The following is a 15,511-nucleotide window of genomic DNA, read 5'->3' on the forward strand; positions in this document are numbered from 1 at the left end:
GCAGGACCCCGTCCGGTTCCGCACGATCGGGGGATGCTCCGGGGCTGGCTCCTGACGTGGCGACGCCACGTGGACCTCATGCGCCTCGACGCGACGACCTGTCGGTAGGACACGCCGACCGTCGCCGCCCACCCCAGGAGCCCGTGTGTCCACCACCCTCCCGGGCGCGCCCGCGCGCGCCTCCACACCCGCCGTCGGGAAGCCGCCCGTGGCCCGACGTCGAGAATCCGACGCCTGGAAGCGCTGGATCTCGCCGATCGCGATCCTCGTGATCTGGCAGCTCGCGTCGACGACCGGCCTGCTCGCCGAGGACGAACTCGCCTCCCCGCTGCGCGTGGTGCAGGCGGCGTGGGACGTCACGGTGTCCGGCGAGCTGCCCGAGGGCCTGCTGGTCTCCCTGGTGCGGGTGATCGTCGGGTTCGTCCTCGGCGCGGTCCTCGGCGTGGCCCTCGGCATCTGGTCCGGGCTCTCCCGCTGGGGCGGCCTGCTGATCGACCCGCCTGTGCAGATGCTGCGGACGCTGCCGCACCTGGCGCTGGTCCCGCTGTTCATCCTGTGGTTCGGGGTGCAGGAGACACCGAAGATCCTGCTCGTCGCGCTCGGCGTGCTGTTCCCGATCTACCTGAACGTGCACGCCGGCGTGCGGGGTGTGGACCCGAAGCTGCTCGAGATGGCGCAGGTCTCCGGGTTCGACCGCCGCGAGGTGCTGCGCCACGTCGTCATCCCGGGCGCCCTGCCCTCCGCGCTGACCGGCCTGCGTCTCTCGCTCGGCATCGCATGGCTGTCGCTGGTCGTCGCCGAGACGGTCTCGGCCGACTCCGGGCTCGGCTACCTGATCATGGACGCCCGCGAGTTCCTGCGGACCGACGTGATCGTGGTCGGGCTCGTCGTCTACGCGCTGCTCGGGCTCGGCACGGACGCCCTGGTGCGCCGCGTCGAGAAGCGCGCGCTGCGGTGGCGCGGATGAGCGCCGCGGAGGTCACGGGGCTGGTCCGGGAGTTCGCCGGACGGCGGGTGCTCGACGGTCTCGACGTCACCGTCGGCGCCGGGGAGTTCGTCGCGCTGCTCGGGCGCAGCGGGTCGGGCAAGTCGACGCTGCTGCGGGTGCTCGCGGGCCTCGACGTTCCCGACGTCGGGTCGGTGGCGGTCCCGGGGTCGGTGGCGGTTGCGTTCCAGGAACCGCGCCTGCTGCCGTGGCGCAGCGTGCGGGAGAACGTCGCACTGGGGCTGCCCACCGGGGCCGACGTGGACCGCACGCTCGCCGAGGTCGGGCTGGCCGAGCGCGCCGAGGCGTGGCCGCTCACGCTGTCGGGCGGCGAGGCGCAGCGCGCGTCGCTGGCACGGGCCCTGGTCCGGGAACCGGAGCTGCTGCTGCTCGACGAGCCGTTCGGCGCCCTGGACGCCCTGACCCGGATCGCGATGCACGACCTGGTGCTCGACCTGTGGGGGCGCCACCAGCCCGGGATCCTCCTCGTCACCCACGACGTCGACGAGGCGATCGCCCTCGCCGACCGCGTGCTCGTCCTCGACGGGGGCCGGATCGTCGCCGACCACGCGCCGGGACCGCGGCCGCGTCGGGACACCGGCGCGTTGCGGTCGACGGTGCTGGCCGAGCTCGGGGTGGTCGACGATGCGGCGTAGGGCGTTCCTGCTCGGCGTCGGCTCGGCGGTCGCCCTCGCCGGGTGCTCGTCGGTGCCGATCTCGCGCCCGCCGGTGCAGCCGCCGGCCGACCCGACGGGCGTCGTGCTGCGGGTCGGCGACCAGAAGGGCGGCATCCAGTCCCAGCTCGAGGCGGCGAACGCGCTCGCGGGCCTGCCGTACCGCATCGAGTGGACCACCTTCAGCGCCGGGCCGCCCCTCATCGAGGCAGCCCGGGCCGGGGCGATCGACGTGGGCTACGTCGGGAACACCCCGGTGATCTTCGCGGCGGCCGCGAAGGCCCGCGTCCAGCTCGTGGCCGCAGCCCAGGGCAACGTCGTCAGCGACGCGATCCTCGCACCGCGCGACTCGCCGCTGCGGCGGGTCGAGGACCTGCGTGACAAGCGCATCGCCGTCGGGAAGGGCACCTCCGCGCACGGCCAGCTGCTGCTGTCGCTACGCGCGGCGGGGATGACGATCGACGACGTCGACACCACGTTCCTGCAGCCCGCCGACGCCTACGGTGCCTTCAAGCAGGGGCAGATCGACGCCTGGGCGGTGTGGGACCCGTACACCGCGCAGGCCCAGCTCGAGACCGGCGCGCGCGTGCTCGTCGACGGGACCGGCACCGCCAACGGGTACTCGTTCCAGGTGGCGGGCAACCAGACGCTGGCCGACCCGCGCACCCAGGCCGCCCTCGGCGACTACCTCCGCCGGGTCGACGCCGCCATGCGCTTCTGCGACGCGAACCGACCGGAGCGGGCGCAGTCGTGGAGTGCGGAGACGAAGCTGCCGCTCGCCGTGACGACGACGGCCACGGACCGCGGTCCCGACCTGCCCGTGCCGATGGACGAGAAGCTCGTCGCTTCCCAGCAGGACCTGGCGGACGCGTTCTCCGACGCCGGGGTGATCCCCGGCCGGGTCCGCTTCGCCGACGTGATCGACCGCCGATACGAGTCCGAGAGGGGGTGGGCTACGCCCACGTGAGCACTTTCGGTCGTTATAGCGACCTTTTCTGCTCACCTGCGCGCAGCGCACACCATGATCGTTCCCCACTGGTTCCTGCCGACCTCCGGTGACGCGCGCGGCATCGTCGCGCGCCGCCACGCCGACCGCGGCGACATCGGCGACGCCTCGCGCGGCGCCGACATCGACTACCTCGCGCAGGTCGCGCGGGCCGCCGAGCACCTCGGCTACGTCGGGGTGCTCACGCCCACGGGGTCGTTCTGCGAGGACGCCTGGATCACGACGGCGGCCCTGCTCCGCGAGACCCGCCGACTGCGCTACCTCGTCGCCTTCCGGCCCGGCGTCATCTCGCCCACCCTCGCCGCGCAGCAGGCCTCGACCTACCAGCGCATCTCCGACGGCCGACTGATGCTCAACATCGTCACCGGCGGCGACGCGGTCGAGCAGCAGCGCTTCGGCGACTGGGCCGACCACGACGCCCGCTACGCCCGGACCGACGAGTTCCTGACGGTGCTGCGGGGAGCGTGGGGCGCGGAACCCTTCGACTTCTCCGGGGGGCAGTACCGCGTCGTCGGTGCGTCGACCTACGCCCCGCCGGACCCGACGCCGCCGATCTACTTCGGCGGGTCCTCCGACGCCGCGCTGCCCGTCGCGGCCCGGCACGCGGACGTCTACCTGACCTGGGGCGAACCCCCGGCCGGCGTCGCCGAGAAGATCGGTCGCGTCCGCAAGCTCGCCGACGAGCTCGAGCGCCAGATCCGGTTCGGCATCCGCCTGCACGTGATCAGCCGCGACACCGCCGAGGAGGCGTGGGCGCAGGCGCAACGCCTGCTGGACGCCCTCGACCCGGCGGCGATCGAACGCGCGCAGGCCACGCTGCGGACCAGCCAGTCGGTCGGCCAGCAGCGGATGCTCGCCCTGCACGGCGGGTCCACCGACTCGCTGGAGATCAGCCCCAACCTGTGGGCCGGGATCGGGCTGGTCCGCGGCGGCGCGGGCACGGCCCTCGTCGGGAGCCACGAGCAGGTCGCCGAGCGGATCGCGGAGTACCACGAGCTCGGTATCGACGAGTTCGTGATGTCGGGCTATCCGCACCTCGAGGAGGCCTACCAGTTCGGCGAGGGCGTGCTGCCGCTGCTGCGGTGACCTCCTGGCCGGGCCCTGCACGGAGGTCGCGGATCCGGGGCCTGGGCGTCCGAATCCGCTCCTTCCGGTGCGGAGGCGGCGTCCAGCGCTGTGACGGACCCGCGTCGGTCTCGACATCGGTTGTGCACACCGGGTTGAATGGGCCCCGTGGCCCAGGATCTCGTGCGCCGTCTGCACGTCGACCTGTGTCGCGTCCCGGCGATGGGCTGTCGCCCCGCCGCCGCGCTCGTCTGAGCGCGTCACACCCCGGCGGTCGAACCCGCCGTCCCCCGCGCGCGTACGTCCCGGAGTCGGCGCGCGCCTCCAGCACCCGGTCCGCGTCCGGGCCGGGACTCGTCCGAACCCTCCAGGAGAGACATCAGCATGGCCATCAAGCCCAAGGAGACCGTCGTCCCGTTCGCCGTCCACGGCGAGGGCACCGGCGTCTACCAGACCCTCACCGCCGGCGGCGAGGGCGGCCACGTCTTCCACACCGACGCCTACCCCGCCTTCGGCGGCCAGGACTCGGCCCCGAGCCCGCTGTTCTACGCGCTCGGCGCCCTCACCTCGTGCAACCAGGTCACCGGCAGCCTCGTCGCGAAGGACCTGGGGATCACGGTGACGAGCTGGAACTTCGACATCGTCGGTGACCTCGACACCGCCGTCCTCGTGGGCGGCGCCGAGGGCAACGCCAACTTCGACCGGGTCGAGGTGCGCGCGACGATCGAGACCGACGCGACGGAGGAGCAGTTCGCCCGGCTGGTCTCCGAGACCGAGCGCCGCTGCCCGGTGACGCAGCTGTTCAAGCGCAGCGGCCTGGAGTTCGAGAACAACTGGACCCGCGTCGAGGCGACCGCGACGGTCTGATCCGTACGCGAACGGGCCGTCCGACACGATCGACCGTGACGGGCGGCCCGTTCGTCGTCCCGGCGACGCGCCGAGGCCGCCCGTGTGAACCTCAGGCCCCGCGCCACGGCCCGCACGCACCTCGCTGGGCCCCCACTCATCGACAAGATCCTGTCCGGCGGAGCGATGTGATCGCTGTGCGATCACTTCGCCCCGCACGTCCGGATCTTGCCCGGGGCGGGCGCCCGCTCCTGGGGAGCGCTCAGGTGAGCTTCTCGCGCAGCTCCCGGATGCCGGTGGCGAACACGCCCTCGGCGAAGGTCCGGTTCAGCTCCTCCTCCTGGGCGGCGTCGGCGTCGTACTCGGCGAACCACTCCACGAAGGTCTCGCCGGTGTCGGTGACCGGGCAGACCCGCACCGTCGACAGGTAGCGACGCACCCCGAACGGGTTCGCCCCGGCGAACGTGTAGGTGAGGCTGCGGATCGTGTCGTCGAGCGTGATCAGCCGCTCGTCGAAGGGGTCCCCGCCGGCGGCCATGGTCAGTCGCCGCACCGCTCCGACCTGGCCGTCGACGCCCTCGACGAGCTCGCTGTGGCTCAGGGCCGGGTGCCACGAGGGCAGGTCGTTGAACGCGCGCAGCTGGGCCCAGACCTTCTCGACCGGGGCGGCGACGACTCCACTGGCGTACGGACGCGGCACGGTGGTTCCTCCTGCGGGTGAGTGGATCACCACGCTATAGCGGCCGCGGCCCGGTCCACCAGGACCCGTCGTCAGGACCGGAAGGAGGCGAGGGCGGCGACCAGGCCCGCGAGGGCGCAGAGCACCCCGGGGACGACGACGAGCAGGGTCGGCACCTGCGGCGGGACCAGGACCGCGAGCGCGATCGCGGTGAGCGAGAACCCGAGCGAGAACCGCATCCGCGACAGCCTCGTGCGCTCCCGGGCGAGCAACCACCGGACGTCGCCCACTAGCGCCGCCAGTCGTCGAGGTCCCAGCCGGTGATCTCCTCCAGCCGCGCGACGTCGTCGGCGAACCACGGCAGGGCCGCCGCGCGCTCCTCCGGGTCGAGGCCCGACGAGCGGCCGTGGACGTCGGGGCGCACGTGATGGCGCGGCACCCCGCGCACCACGCCGGTCTCCACGCCGAGGAACGCGCACACGCGGTCGGCCGTGCAGGTCGGCGAGTCCCGCAGCGCGCGGTAGCGCAGGAGCAGGACCTGCTCCGGCGGGAACAGCCCCAGCAGGTGCTCCACCTGTTCCCCGTACCGGCCCTGCGCGACGTAGTGCCAGAAGTGCGCCCAGCCCCCGGCGCGGCGCTCCTCCTCGAGGCGGCACGCCGTGAGGAAGTCGGCCTCCGGTTCGAGGCCCGCCTCGCGCAGGTGCGACCAGTTCGAGTGCGCCCGCTCCACGGGGTCGCGCAGCACCGCGACGAGCTTCGCCCGCGGGACCAGGTCGTGGATGCGCCGCTGGGCCTCGGTGTCGTAGAGGTAGAACACGGTGCCCTCGCCGGTGAGCGACCCGGGCGGGGCGGGGGCGAAGAGTGCCTCGTAGTCCGCCCGCCGCCACACGTGCTCACCCCACGTGGGCACGTCGCCCGGGCCTCCCCCGCCGGTCGGCGGTGGGCCGTCGGTGAGGAAGAACTTCGGTTCCTTCACCTCGGGCAGGAACAGCTGCGGATGCCCCTGCAGCGCCTTGTGCAGCGCGGACGTGCCGCACTTCGGGGCGCCCACGAGCAGGAAGTCCGGGAGGGCCACTAGGTGGCTCCCACCAGGGCGGGGACCGTCTCGGTCCGCAGCTCGTGCGCGCCGTCGGGCCGGGTGACCTCGTAGTAGAGGCGGTACTCCCCACCGGGCAGGGGCAGCGCGTGCACGTAGCGCAGGCCCTTCCCGACGACGGGTGACTCCGCCGCGGGACCGGAACCCTCGGCGCGGAAGCGCCCGAACCCGCCGTCGGGAAGGGCCGTGGCGACCCCCGTCCGCTCCTCCCAGTTCTCCCCGGCGGTCGCGCGGCCGTCGTAGAGGGCGACGAGGTGATCCCCGAGGTCGACGACGGTGCTGATGCGGACCCCGCGCGCGTCCCACTCCCCCGGCCGCGGCGCGAGCGCGGTGCCCTGCCAGGTCCAGGCGACGCCGTCCGGGCTGGTGGCGTACTCGGTGGTCATGCGGTCGGTGGCGTCGGGATCGTCGAGCGGGTGGACCGACGCCCACAGGTGCCACTGCCCGCCGTGCGACTGCACCACCGGGTCCTTCACGGCGAGCTCGGCGGACCCGGGCAGCACCGTCACCGACGGCGCGCCCGCGAGACCCTCGGGTGTGTCGGCCTCGAGCAGCTCCACCCACCAGTGCTTGGTGCCGGGGGTCGCGCAGCTGATGTACAGCCGCCAACGGCCGGCCGGCGTGACGACGAGCGCCGGGCGCTCCAGTGACTCGGCGTCGAAGCGCTCCTTCTCGATGATCGCGAGCACCTCGAAGTCGACCCCGTCGGTCGAGCGGGCCACGACGTTCGCGTACCCGCGGCCCTCCCCCTCCGGGCGGCGCAGCCGGTAGGCGAGGTACACCGCGCCGTCGTGGCGCAGGGCGCTCGGGGCGCCCGCCCACGTGCCGGGACGCCCGTCGGGCGGGGGGACGACGACGGCGGCCGCGGTGCCGTCGGGCAGCGGGGCGCCGGTCGGGTCGAGGTGGCTCACGCGGACTCCTTCGTCAGGCGGTCGGGTTCGCGCGCCAGGATCCCGCGGCGGACGAGGTGCTCGAGCAGGGCGGTGACCGACTCGTCGACCGTCTGCTCGTGCGTGGGGAGGACGACGTCGGGGCGCTCGGGGACCTCGTAGACGTCGTCGACGCCGGTCAGCCCCGTGATCTCGCCGGCGCGGTGCCGGGCGTAGAGCCCCTTCACGTCCCGCTCCGAGGTCACCTCCACCGGCGTCGAGAGGTGCACCTCGACGTAGGGCACGCCGAGCGCCTCGTGGTCGCCGCGGACCTGCGCGCGGACGTCGGCGTGGGGCGCGATCGACGCCACCAGGACGATGACGCCGTTGCGCGCCAGCAGGCCCGAGACGAACCCGATGCGCCGGATGTTGACGGCCCGGTCCTCGCGGCTGTAGCCGAGCCCCTTGGAGAGGTTCGTGCGGATGACGTCGCCGTCGAGCACCTCGACGCCGCACCGCCCGGTGCGCAGCCGGTCGGCGAGGCCGGCGGCGACGGTCGACTTGCCGGCGCTGGGCAGGCCGGTCAACCAGACGGTGGCGCCCCCGGCGCAGGGGACGGAGGACGGGTGGACGGCAGGACCGGACGACATGGCGGCTCCTGGTTCGCGGACGGACACACGGGTGCCGTCAGCGACAGAGCGCGCTGTCCACCCGCCCGTGGTCCACGTGCCGCCGCCGGGTCAGACCCACGTCTCAGGGTCCCGTCGCGAGGCCGCGGGCCCGCAGGACCCGGAGCTCGGCCGGCCGGAAGAACAGCAGCTCGACCCCGATCCCCACGATGAGGATCAGCAGGATCGCCGCCATCACCGAGGGCATGTCGGAGAGCGACTGCCCCTCGTTGAGGTAGGCGCCCAGACCGAACCCGAGGCTCGGCGACGTCGCGATGATCTCCGCGGCCATGAGCGAGCGCCACGAGAACGCCCAGCCCTGCTTGAGGCCGCCGAGGAACCCGGGCAGGGCCGCGGGCAGCATGATCAGCCGGGCGGACTGCGAGCGGGAGGCGCCCATGGCGAACCCGACCCGCGGCAGCAGCGGCGGCACCTGGTCGATGCCCGACACCAGGCCGTTCGCGATCGAGGGCACCGCGCCCATGAGCACGACGAAGTAGATCGTCGCGTCGGTCAGCCCGAACCACAGGACGGCCGCGGGCACCCAGGCGACCGACGGCAGGCTCTGCAACCCGGTGAGGATCGGGCCGATCGCGGAGCGGACCAGCGGCACGGTGGCCACCAGCAGCCCGAGCGGGGTCGCGACGACGACGGCCAGCAGGAAGCCGAGCACGGCGCGGCTGATCGACGTCCAGATGATGTCGAACGCCCGGCCCTCGGCGAAGTCCTGGCCGATCGTGCCGAACACGGCCTCGGGCGAGGGCAGCTTGAACTCGGGCCAGATCGCCGACGCCCACAGGATCTGCCAGACGACGACGAACAGGACCACCGCGACGATCGGCGGGACGACCCCCGTCAGGAAGCGCTTCCACAGCGGGGTCCGCTGCTCGGTCGGGGTGTCGAGGGCGTCGAGACCCCGTCCGACGTCGATCGCGTCGTCGGTCGGTCCCGGGCGCTCCTCGTCGGTGGCCGTCGTGCTCTCAGCGGCCATGCGCGGAGATCACCTCGCGCAGCTCACCGGTGATGTCGCCGTGCAGTTCCTCGGCGTCGGTGTCGGTCGACGTGGCCCACTCCCGGACCACCCGACCGGGCCGCGAGGACAGCAGCACGACGCGCTCCGCGAGGCGGACGGACTCCCGCACGTCGTGGGTCACGAACAGCACCGTGGTGCCGGTCGCCTCCCAGACGCGCAGCAGCTCGGCCTGCAGCACGTCGCGGGTGATCGCGTCGAGCGCCCCGAACGGCTCGTCCATGAGCAGGACGCCCGCCTCCTCACGGCTCTTCCCCTCCCCGCCCAGGCCGGTTGCCGCGGCGAGGGCCCGGGCCAGGGCGACGCGCTGCCGCATGCCGCCGGAGAGCTCGTGCGGGCGCTTGTCCGCCTGGCCCTCCAGACGCACGAGCGCGAGCAGCTCCTGCGCGCGCTCCCGCCGCTGCGCCCGGCCGATCCCGGCGAGGCGCAGCGGCAGCTCGACGTTGCGGCCCGCGTCCAACCACGGCAGCAGGGCCGCCTCCTGGAACATCACCGCGGGCCGCGCCGACGTCGTCTCGACCGTGCCGCTGGTGGGCCGGTCGAGGCCCGCGACGAGGTTGAGCAGCGTCGACTTGCCACAGCCCGAGGCGCCGAGGAGGCAGACGAACTCCCCCGGCGCGACCGACAGGTCGACCCCGTCGAGGGCGACGACGGCGTCCTGTCCCGTCCCGAAGACCTTGGAGACGCCGCGGACGTCCAGGGCGGGCGGCCCGGTGCGCGGTTCCGGGGCGTGGCGCTCGAGCGTGGCGGTCATGGTGGGAGTCCCTCCGGACTTACTTGGTGTCGAGCCCGGCCGGGTCGACGGTCGGTCGGCCGGCGGCCTGGAGTGCCTCGTTGAGCGGGCCGAGGGCGAAGAGGCCCTTGACGTCGGTGGCGGACTGCGCGGTCCCGGCGGTGACGGCGTTCTGCGCGAGCACCGGGAACGTCGACGCGAGCGGGTCGGGGTTCAGCGACACGTCGCTCCACGCGCGGTCGAGCACGTTCTGCGCGAGCGGCTTGCTGCCCGCCGCCCCGAGCCCGGCGTTCGCGGCGGCCTTCGCGGCGTTCGGGTCGGTCCGCGCGAGGTCCTCCGCGACGACGAGGCCCTTGAGGAACGCGGCGACCGTGCTCGGGTGCTGCTGCACGTAGTCGGTGCGGGCGATGACGACCGTCGTCGGGAACTGCCCGTTCGGCCACAGCGTCTTCTCGTCGAGCAGCGGCGTGGCGCCGCCCTCGAGCACGAAACGCGAGGCGAACGGTTCGGGCAGCCACCCGCCGTCGAGCTGACCCGTGCGGTAGGCGTCGAGCGCGCGGGCGTTGTCGATGTTGACGACCTCGACGGCGCCGGGGCCCGTGCCGGTCGGCAGGTTGTTGTCCTTCAGCCACTTCTTGAGCGCGATGTCCTGCGTGTTCGCGAGCTGCGGGGTGGCGATCTTCCGGCCGAGCAGCTGCTGCGGGCTGGTGATGCCCGGCCGGACGACGAGCTGGGCGCCGCCGGAGGTCGCCCCGGCGATGATGCGGACGCCCTCGGGGTTCTGCTTGTAGGCGTTGATCGCCGGGCCCGACCCGATGAACCCGATGTCGATCGAGTTGCCGAAGAGCGCGCTCGTCTCCTCCGGCCCGGCGTTGAAGGTCTGCGTCGAGAGCTTCGTCTGCCCCAGCTGCTGGGCGAACAGACCGTTCTGCACCCCGATCAGCGCGCCGGCGTGGGTGATGTTCGGGAAGTACCCGAGGCGCAGCTCGGGCGCGGGCCCGGCGTCCGCGGCGGGGGTGCTCGTGGACTCCTCGGCGCGGGAGCAGCCGGCGAGGGCGAGCGCACCGACGACGAGGGCGATGACGACGGCGGGCAGGGTGCGCCGGCGATGACGGGTCACGGGGTGTGGTTCTCCTGAGGGGGCCCCGCGCGGTGTGCGGGGTCGGGCGGGCGGATGTCCGGCGCGCAGCACCCGCGTCCGACCCGCCGTCATCGGGGTGACGGCGGGTGACGCAGGTGGATCAGGAGGACAGACAGGCGCAGCTGTAGACGCGGCCGTAGTCCACGTGGCGGCGGGCCACGAGACGCACGTCGGCTGCTGCGGTCACGGGAGGAAAGCCTGCCATGACCGATCCGTGGAGGCCACCGACGTGATGCGGGTGACCCCCACGGACCTGTTCCACCGGACAGGTCACCGGACTCAGTCGGCGAACGCGGTGCGGTGGCGCTGCAGCTCGGTGCGCAGCAGCGCGAGCGAGCCCGCCACCTCGGCGGCGATCCGCTCGGCCTCGATCTCCCAGCGTCCGGCGCCGGCGTCGACCGCCGAGACCTCGCGCTGGACGACCGCGTCGAGATGGGTGAGGAACGTGGCGACCGCGGCGCCACGGGGGGTGAACGGCACAGGTGTCTCCTGGTGCTCGGACGTGGGAGGAGGGGTCAGGCCGGTTCGGGCGGGTCGACCAGGGAGGTGCGCAGCGCGGACGGCGAGGTGCCCCACTTGGCGAGGATCCGGGCGTAGGTGCCGTCGGCCATGAGGCGCGTGACGGCGGCCTGCACGGCCGGGATCAGCGGGGAGTCCTTCGCCAGGGCGAACCCGACGTCGAGCCGGCGGAACTCGTTGACGAACCGCAGCCGGGGCTGCTGGTCGACGAGGTAGCGCAGGCCGTTGATCGTGCTCATCGTGACGTCGGCGCGCCGCTGGGCGAGTGCGAGACCCGTCGTCGCGCCGTCGGGGTAGCTGCGGACCTCGATGGCCGGTCGACCCGCCTGGCGACATCGCGGCTGGGCCTTCCCGAGGGTGGACTCGAAGGTGGAGCCGGTGAGCACCGAGACCGTGCGCCCGCACAGCTGGACGAGATCGGTGATCGGCGGCTGCGGGTCGTCGGCGCGGACGGCGAAGCCCTGGCCGTCGTTGATGTAGGTCACGAAGCTGACCTGCTTCTTGCGCGCCTCGGTCACCGCGAAGTTGCCGGTGCCGACGTCGAACTTCCCGCTGGTCAGGCCGGGGACGATGCCGTCGAAGGTCGACTCGGTGCGCTGCACGCGCAGGCCGAGGGTCCGGGCGACCGCCTCGGTCATGTCGATGTCCTGACCCGTCGTCGTCACACCGTCGGCGAGGTGGAAGGCGGACGGCGGCGCCGACACGCTCGCCCCGACCGAGAGCACGCCGTCCTGCGCGACCGCGGCGGGCAGCAGCTGCCGGGCCGCCGGGTCGACGGTGATCGACGAGGTGAGGTCCTCGCGCGGGACGCCGGCGTCGGCGTCGTCGAGCGGGGACGCGCAGCCGGCGAGCAGCACGCCGACGAGGGCGAGCACGGCCGCGAGCACGGCACGGGGCATGGGGGTGGTCCTGTCGGGAGTGCCGCAGGGGGACCCGACGCAGCGCACTGCGACGAGGGGTGGGTCCGCTGCGACGGCGGCCGGGCGGCGGCTCAGCGACAGGCGGCGGACCAGCAGCGGCACAGGTCGACGTGCTCACGCGAGACGAGCGTGACGCCGGGTGCCATGGAAGCGACAGAACCACCCGGACCCGACGTGGTCAAGCTCGGTGTGACGGCGCGCGCCCGACTCGACGCGGTCCGTGTCGCCGACGTACCGTCGCGACGTCTGCGTTGAGGGACGCCGGCACCTCCCATGATCCTCTCGTGTCCGGAGTGACCCGATGACGTCCCTCATCGCCCCCGAAGCACCGTCGCCGTCCCCACCGCGCACCGTCGGCTCCCGCCACGTCGGCCGCTGGGTGTGGGCCGTCGTCGTGCTCGTGCTCGTCGTGTGGGCGCTGCGCTCGGTCGCGCTGAACCCGGCCTTCGGCTGGGGCACCGTCGCGCAGTACGTCCTCACGCCCTCGGTGCTGCGCGGGTTGGCGACGACGCTGCTGCTCACGCTCGCGACCACCGTCGTCGGCTTCCTGCTGGGGATCGGGCTCGCGGCGATGCGCCTGTCGGGCAACCCGGTGCTCTCGTCGGTGAGCTGGGCCTACGTGTGGTTGTTCCGGTCGACGCCGCTGCTCGTGCAGCTGCTGTTCTGGTACAACGTCGGCGCCCTGTACCCGCAGCTCTCGCTGGGGATCCCGTTCGGTCCGACGTTCTTCTCGGTCGAGTCGGTGAACCTCGTCAGCGTGCTCGTCGCGGCCCTGCTCGGGCTGATCCTGCACGAGGCCGCCTACGCCGCGGAGATCGTGCGCGGCGGCATCCTGTCGGTCGACGCCGGGCAGTCCGAGGCGGCCGTCTCGCTCGGCATGACCCGCGCCCGCGTGCTGCGCCGGATCGTGCTGCCGCAGGCGATGCGCTCGATCATCCCGGCCACCGGCAACATGGTGATCGGCACGCTGAAGGGCACGTCGATCGTCTCCGTGATCGCGGTGACCGACCTGCTGTACTCGGTGCAGACGATCTACAACCGCACCTACGAGATCATCCCGCTGCTGCTGGTGGCGACGGTCTGGTACGTGATCCTGACGTCGATCCTGTCCGTCGGGCAGTACTACGTGGAGCGGTACTACGCGCGCGGCGCGGAGCGGACGCTGCCGCCCACGCCCCTGCAGCGACTGCGGAGGTGGTTCTCGTGAGCCTGCTGGAGATCCGGGGCCTGACGAAGGCGTTCGCCGGGACGACCGTGCTCGACGGCGTGGACCTCGACGTCGAGGCCGGGTCGGTGACGGTGCTCGTCGGGCCCAGCGGGTCGGGCAAGTCGACCCTGCTGCGCTGCATCAACCACCTCGAGACCCCGGACGCCGGGACGATCGAGGTCGACGGGTCGCTCGTCGCGTACCGCCGGGACGGGGACGTGCTGCGCGAGCTGCCGGAGCGCACGATCGCGGCGCAGCGTCGGCGGATCGGCATGGTGTTCCAGCAGTTCCAGCTCTTCGGGCACATGACGGCGCTGGCGAACGTCGTCGAGGCGCCGATCGGCGTGCTCGGCGTGCCGCGGCGGGAGGCCCTCGAGCGGGGCCGCGCCCTGCTGGCCCGCGTCGGGCTCGCGGGACGCGAGGACGCCTATCCGCGCCAGCTCTCGGGCGGCCAGCAGCAGCGCGTGGCGATCGCCCGGGCGCTGGCGATGGAACCGACGCTCATGCTCTTCGACGAGCCGACCTCCGCCCTCGACCCCGCCCTGGTCGGCGAGGTGCTCGAGGTGCTGCGCGACCTCGCCGCGGGCGGCACGACGATGGTCGTGGTGACGCACGAGATCGCCTTCGCGCGCGAGGTGGCCGACACCGTGGTGGTCCTGCAGGACGGGCGGATCGCACGCTCCGGTCCGCCGTCCGAGGTTCTCGACGACAGGTCGGTGCGCGTGGCGTAGCCCGGCGCCGGCCGGTGCGCCGTCGGCCTGCCGCGCCCTGTCGCGGGCTTCTGCCGACACCCGCCGACCTTGTCGCGCTTAATTCCCACGACACCATGCGCCGCCGACCGCGAGAGCCCGCGACAAGGTGCGACGGTGGTCGCCCACCTGATCCGACCGCCACCCTCGGGTGCCGCTCGGCCTCTGCGCCGGACCCACCCGTCGCGAGTCGTGCGCGCCCGCAACCGCCGCCCGACGTCAGGTCGCCGTGGCCAGCTCCAGCGCCGAGCCGTACGCCTGCACCGCCGCGACCCGGGCGTGCAGCACCCGCAGCCCGGTGTCGGTGAGGCGGAACCGGCGGCGGTCGCCGACGACGCGCCGCAGCAGACGGTTGCGTTCGAGCCGGTGCAGCGAGGTCCACAGCTGGCGCACCGACGGTCGGGGCGTCCGGCGGGCCGTGCGTGCGAGGTGATCGAGGATCTCCTCGCCGGTCCGCGGCGACGCCTCGAGGGCGGCCATGACGAGCGTGTCGCAGCGTTCACGGTCGATCCTGCTCATAGCTCGCAGGGCTGCCCGATCGCGGGCGACGACACGCGTGCGCACCCCGTTCCACCGGCAATCCCCGCCGATGGCACGACAGCAACGCACGCGTGCGGACTACGAACGCGGCCTTCCGGACCACCACGATCCCCTCGGGGGCTTCGGCGGCGCCGCCCCGGCCTACTCGGCCCTCACCCTGCGGGCCGTCCTCGCCGCCTTCGGCGTGCTCTCCTGCGTGGCGGGCGTCGTCGTGATGGCGTGGCTGGGCCTGACGTGGGCAGTCGTCGCCTTCGTCGTCATCGGGGTGATCTGCCTGGTCGACCTGGGGTGGGTGATCCACCGCAAGCGCCGCGGCGAACCGGGATGATCGGGGCATGGCCGACCAGCGCGCCCACCGTGCCCTTCTCGCCGCCGCCCGCCTCGGGGTGCTCGCCACGCTGAAGCGCGACGGGCTCCCCCAGCTCTCCCCCGTCCAGCCGTTCTACGACCCCGACGCCGGCACGCTCCAGGTCTCGATGACCGAGGGCCGCGCGAAGACGGCCAACCTGCGCCGTGACCCGCGCGCGGCGGTGGAGGTGACCGCGCCCGACGGTCGCTCGTGGGCCACCGCGGAGGGCCCGGTCACGCTCGTCGGGCCGGGCACCGACCCGCGCGGCCCGGAGGTCGAGGCACTCGTCGCCTACTACCGCGCCGCCGCCGGCGAGCACCCGGACTGGGACGAGTACCGCGCCACCATGGTCGCGGACCGCCGGGTGCTCATGACGATGACCGTCGAGAAGGTCTACGGCGACAGCATCTGACCGTGCACGCTCCTCACGGGGGC

Annotated in this window: 20 protein-coding genes; 9 read left to right on the forward strand and 11 right to left on the reverse strand. The window is 73.5% G+C overall.

Features of this window, described 5'->3' with window-relative positions:
- Positions 1-145: 145 nt before the first annotated feature.
- From LN037_RS06120 to LN037_RS06140, 5 genes are all read left to right on the forward strand, one after another.
- On the forward strand, positions 146-967 hold the full coding sequence (locus LN037_RS06120) for an ABC transporter permease (RefSeq protein ID WP_372460391.1): 822 nt from the start codon (positions 146-148) through the stop codon (positions 965-967).
- Positions 964-1,641, forward strand: a complete 678-nt coding sequence (locus LN037_RS06125) for an ABC transporter ATP-binding protein (protein WP_230750822.1) — start codon at positions 964-966, stop codon at positions 1,639-1,641. The genes LN037_RS06120 and LN037_RS06125 overlap by 4 nt, the downstream gene beginning before the upstream one ends.
- Entirely contained in the window at positions 1,631-2,626 is a 996-nt protein-coding gene (locus LN037_RS06130) for an ABC transporter substrate-binding protein (protein WP_230750824.1), read from the forward strand. Before LN037_RS06125 ends, LN037_RS06130 begins: the two co-directional genes overlap by 11 nt.
- Positions 2,627-2,680: 54 nt before the next feature.
- Complete coding sequence (locus tag LN037_RS06135; RefSeq protein WP_230750826.1) at positions 2,681-3,751, forward strand: LLM class flavin-dependent oxidoreductase; 1,071 nt, start codon at positions 2,681-2,683, stop codon at positions 3,749-3,751.
- Between the two features lie 363 nt (positions 3,752-4,114).
- Entirely contained in the window at positions 4,115-4,597 is a 483-nt protein-coding gene (locus LN037_RS06140) for an OsmC family protein (protein ID WP_230750828.1), read from the forward strand.
- 241 nt (positions 4,598-4,838) lie between these two features.
- Here the strand turns inward: LN037_RS06140 and LN037_RS06145 are convergent, their stop codons facing one another.
- The 10 genes from LN037_RS06145 to LN037_RS06190 form a co-directional block, all read right to left on the reverse strand.
- Positions 4,839-5,276, reverse strand: a complete 438-nt coding sequence (locus LN037_RS06145) for an SRPBCC family protein (RefSeq protein ID WP_230750829.1) — start codon at positions 5,274-5,276, stop codon at positions 4,839-4,841.
- A 71-nt stretch (positions 5,277-5,347) separates the two neighbouring features.
- The gene (locus tag LN037_RS06150; protein WP_308286113.1) at positions 5,348-5,614 is read right to left on the reverse strand and encodes a DUF202 domain-containing protein; all 267 of its coding nucleotides are present in this window, start codon (positions 5,612-5,614) and stop codon (positions 5,348-5,350) included.
- Positions 5,545-6,330 (reverse strand): sulfotransferase family protein, encoded by a 786-nt coding sequence (locus tag LN037_RS06155; RefSeq protein WP_230750833.1) that lies wholly within the window; start codon positions 6,328-6,330, stop codon positions 5,545-5,547. The genes LN037_RS06150 and LN037_RS06155 overlap by 70 nt, the downstream gene beginning before the upstream one ends.
- Complete coding sequence (locus LN037_RS06160; protein WP_230750834.1) at positions 6,330-7,262, reverse strand: glycoside hydrolase family protein; 933 nt, start codon at positions 7,260-7,262, stop codon at positions 6,330-6,332. The genes LN037_RS06155 and LN037_RS06160 overlap by 1 nt, the downstream gene beginning before the upstream one ends.
- On the reverse strand, positions 7,259-7,870 hold the full coding sequence (gene cysC, locus LN037_RS06165) for an adenylyl-sulfate kinase (protein ID WP_230750836.1): 612 nt from the start codon (positions 7,868-7,870) through the stop codon (positions 7,259-7,261). The genes LN037_RS06160 and cysC overlap by 4 nt, the downstream gene beginning before the upstream one ends.
- Positions 7,871-7,973: 103 nt before the next feature.
- Positions 7,974-8,879: an ABC transporter permease gene (locus tag LN037_RS06170; protein ID WP_230750838.1), complete on the reverse strand. Its 906-nt coding sequence runs from the start codon at positions 8,877-8,879 to the stop codon at positions 7,974-7,976.
- The gene (locus tag LN037_RS06175; RefSeq protein WP_230750840.1) at positions 8,869-9,672 is read right to left on the reverse strand and encodes an ABC transporter ATP-binding protein; all 804 of its coding nucleotides are present in this window, start codon (positions 9,670-9,672) and stop codon (positions 8,869-8,871) included. Before LN037_RS06175 ends, LN037_RS06170 begins: the two co-directional genes overlap by 11 nt.
- 19 nt (positions 9,673-9,691) lie before the next feature.
- Positions 9,692-10,771: an ABC transporter substrate-binding protein gene (locus LN037_RS06180; protein ID WP_230750842.1), complete on the reverse strand. Its 1,080-nt coding sequence runs from the start codon at positions 10,769-10,771 to the stop codon at positions 9,692-9,694.
- 300 nt (positions 10,772-11,071) lie between these two features.
- Positions 11,072-11,272, reverse strand: coding sequence for a hypothetical protein (locus LN037_RS06185; protein ID WP_230750844.1), 201 nt, complete (start codon positions 11,270-11,272; stop codon positions 11,072-11,074).
- A gap of 35 nt (positions 11,273-11,307) precedes the next feature.
- Positions 11,308-12,210 carry an ABC transporter substrate-binding protein gene (locus LN037_RS06190; protein WP_230750846.1) on the reverse strand — a complete coding sequence of 301 codons (903 nt, stop codon included), beginning with the start codon at positions 12,208-12,210 and terminating at the stop codon, positions 11,308-11,310.
- Positions 12,211-12,532: 322 nt separating this feature from the next.
- Between LN037_RS06190 and LN037_RS06195 the strand changes: the two genes are divergently transcribed.
- Positions 12,533-13,438: an amino acid ABC transporter permease gene (locus LN037_RS06195; protein WP_230750848.1), complete on the forward strand. Its 906-nt coding sequence runs from the start codon at positions 12,533-12,535 to the stop codon at positions 13,436-13,438.
- Complete coding sequence (locus LN037_RS06200; RefSeq protein ID WP_230750850.1) at positions 13,435-14,169, forward strand: amino acid ABC transporter ATP-binding protein; 735 nt, start codon at positions 13,435-13,437, stop codon at positions 14,167-14,169. The genes LN037_RS06195 and LN037_RS06200 overlap by 4 nt, the downstream gene beginning before the upstream one ends.
- Positions 14,170-14,406: 237 nt before the next feature.
- Here LN037_RS06200 and LN037_RS06205 read toward each other — a convergent pair whose 3' ends face one another.
- On the reverse strand, positions 14,407-14,706 hold the full coding sequence (locus tag LN037_RS06205; RefSeq protein WP_230750851.1) for a helix-turn-helix transcriptional regulator: 300 nt from the start codon (positions 14,704-14,706) through the stop codon (positions 14,407-14,409).
- 70 nt (positions 14,707-14,776) lie between these two features.
- Here LN037_RS06205 and LN037_RS06210 point away from each other — a divergent pair, with 70 nt between their 5' ends.
- Positions 14,777-15,055 carry a DUF6343 family protein gene (locus tag LN037_RS06210; protein WP_230750853.1) on the forward strand — a complete coding sequence of 93 codons (279 nt, stop codon included), beginning with the start codon at positions 14,777-14,779 and terminating at the stop codon, positions 15,053-15,055.
- Between the two features lie 7 nt (positions 15,056-15,062).
- Complete coding sequence (locus tag LN037_RS06215; RefSeq protein WP_230750855.1) at positions 15,063-15,488, forward strand: PPOX class F420-dependent oxidoreductase; 426 nt, start codon at positions 15,063-15,065, stop codon at positions 15,486-15,488.
- The last annotated feature ends 23 nt before the right edge of the window (positions 15,489-15,511 follow it).

The sequence above is a fragment of the Actinomycetospora soli genome (assembly GCF_021026295.1).
In the GTDB taxonomy this organism is placed as follows: Bacteria; Actinomycetota; Actinomycetes; order Mycobacteriales; family Pseudonocardiaceae; genus Actinomycetospora; species Actinomycetospora soli.

Coding starts and splice junctions, on each gene's coding strand:
- LN037_RS06205 (WP_230750851.1), bottom strand. CDS start 14,706: ATGAGCAGGATCGACCGTGAACGCTGCGACACGCTCGTCATGGCCGCC.
- LN037_RS06125 (WP_230750822.1), top strand. CDS start 964: ATGAGCGCCGCGGAGGTCACGGGGCTGGTCCGGGAGTTCGCCGGACGG.
- LN037_RS06190 (WP_230750846.1), bottom strand. CDS start 12,210: ATGCCCCGTGCCGTGCTCGCGGCCGTGCTCGCCCTCGTCGGCGTGCTG.
- LN037_RS06215 (WP_230750855.1), top strand. CDS start 15,063: ATGGCCGACCAGCGCGCCCACCGTGCCCTTCTCGCCGCCGCCCGCCTC.
- LN037_RS06195 (WP_230750848.1), top strand. CDS start 12,533: ATGACGTCCCTCATCGCCCCCGAAGCACCGTCGCCGTCCCCACCGCGC.
- LN037_RS06170 (WP_230750838.1), bottom strand. CDS start 8,879: ATGGCCGCTGAGAGCACGACGGCCACCGACGAGGAGCGCCCGGGACCG.
- LN037_RS06210 (WP_230750853.1), top strand. CDS start 14,777: ATGGCACGACAGCAACGCACGCGTGCGGACTACGAACGCGGCCTTCCG.
- LN037_RS06135 (WP_230750826.1), top strand. CDS start 2,681: ATGATCGTTCCCCACTGGTTCCTGCCGACCTCCGGTGACGCGCGCGGC.
- LN037_RS06140 (WP_230750828.1), top strand. CDS start 4,115: ATGGCCATCAAGCCCAAGGAGACCGTCGTCCCGTTCGCCGTCCACGGC.
- LN037_RS06130 (WP_230750824.1), top strand. CDS start 1,631: ATGCGGCGTAGGGCGTTCCTGCTCGGCGTCGGCTCGGCGGTCGCCCTC.
- cysC (WP_230750836.1), bottom strand. CDS start 7,870: ATGTCGTCCGGTCCTGCCGTCCACCCGTCCTCCGTCCCCTGCGCCGGG.
- LN037_RS06175 (WP_230750840.1), bottom strand. CDS start 9,672: ATGACCGCCACGCTCGAGCGCCACGCCCCGGAACCGCGCACCGGGCCG.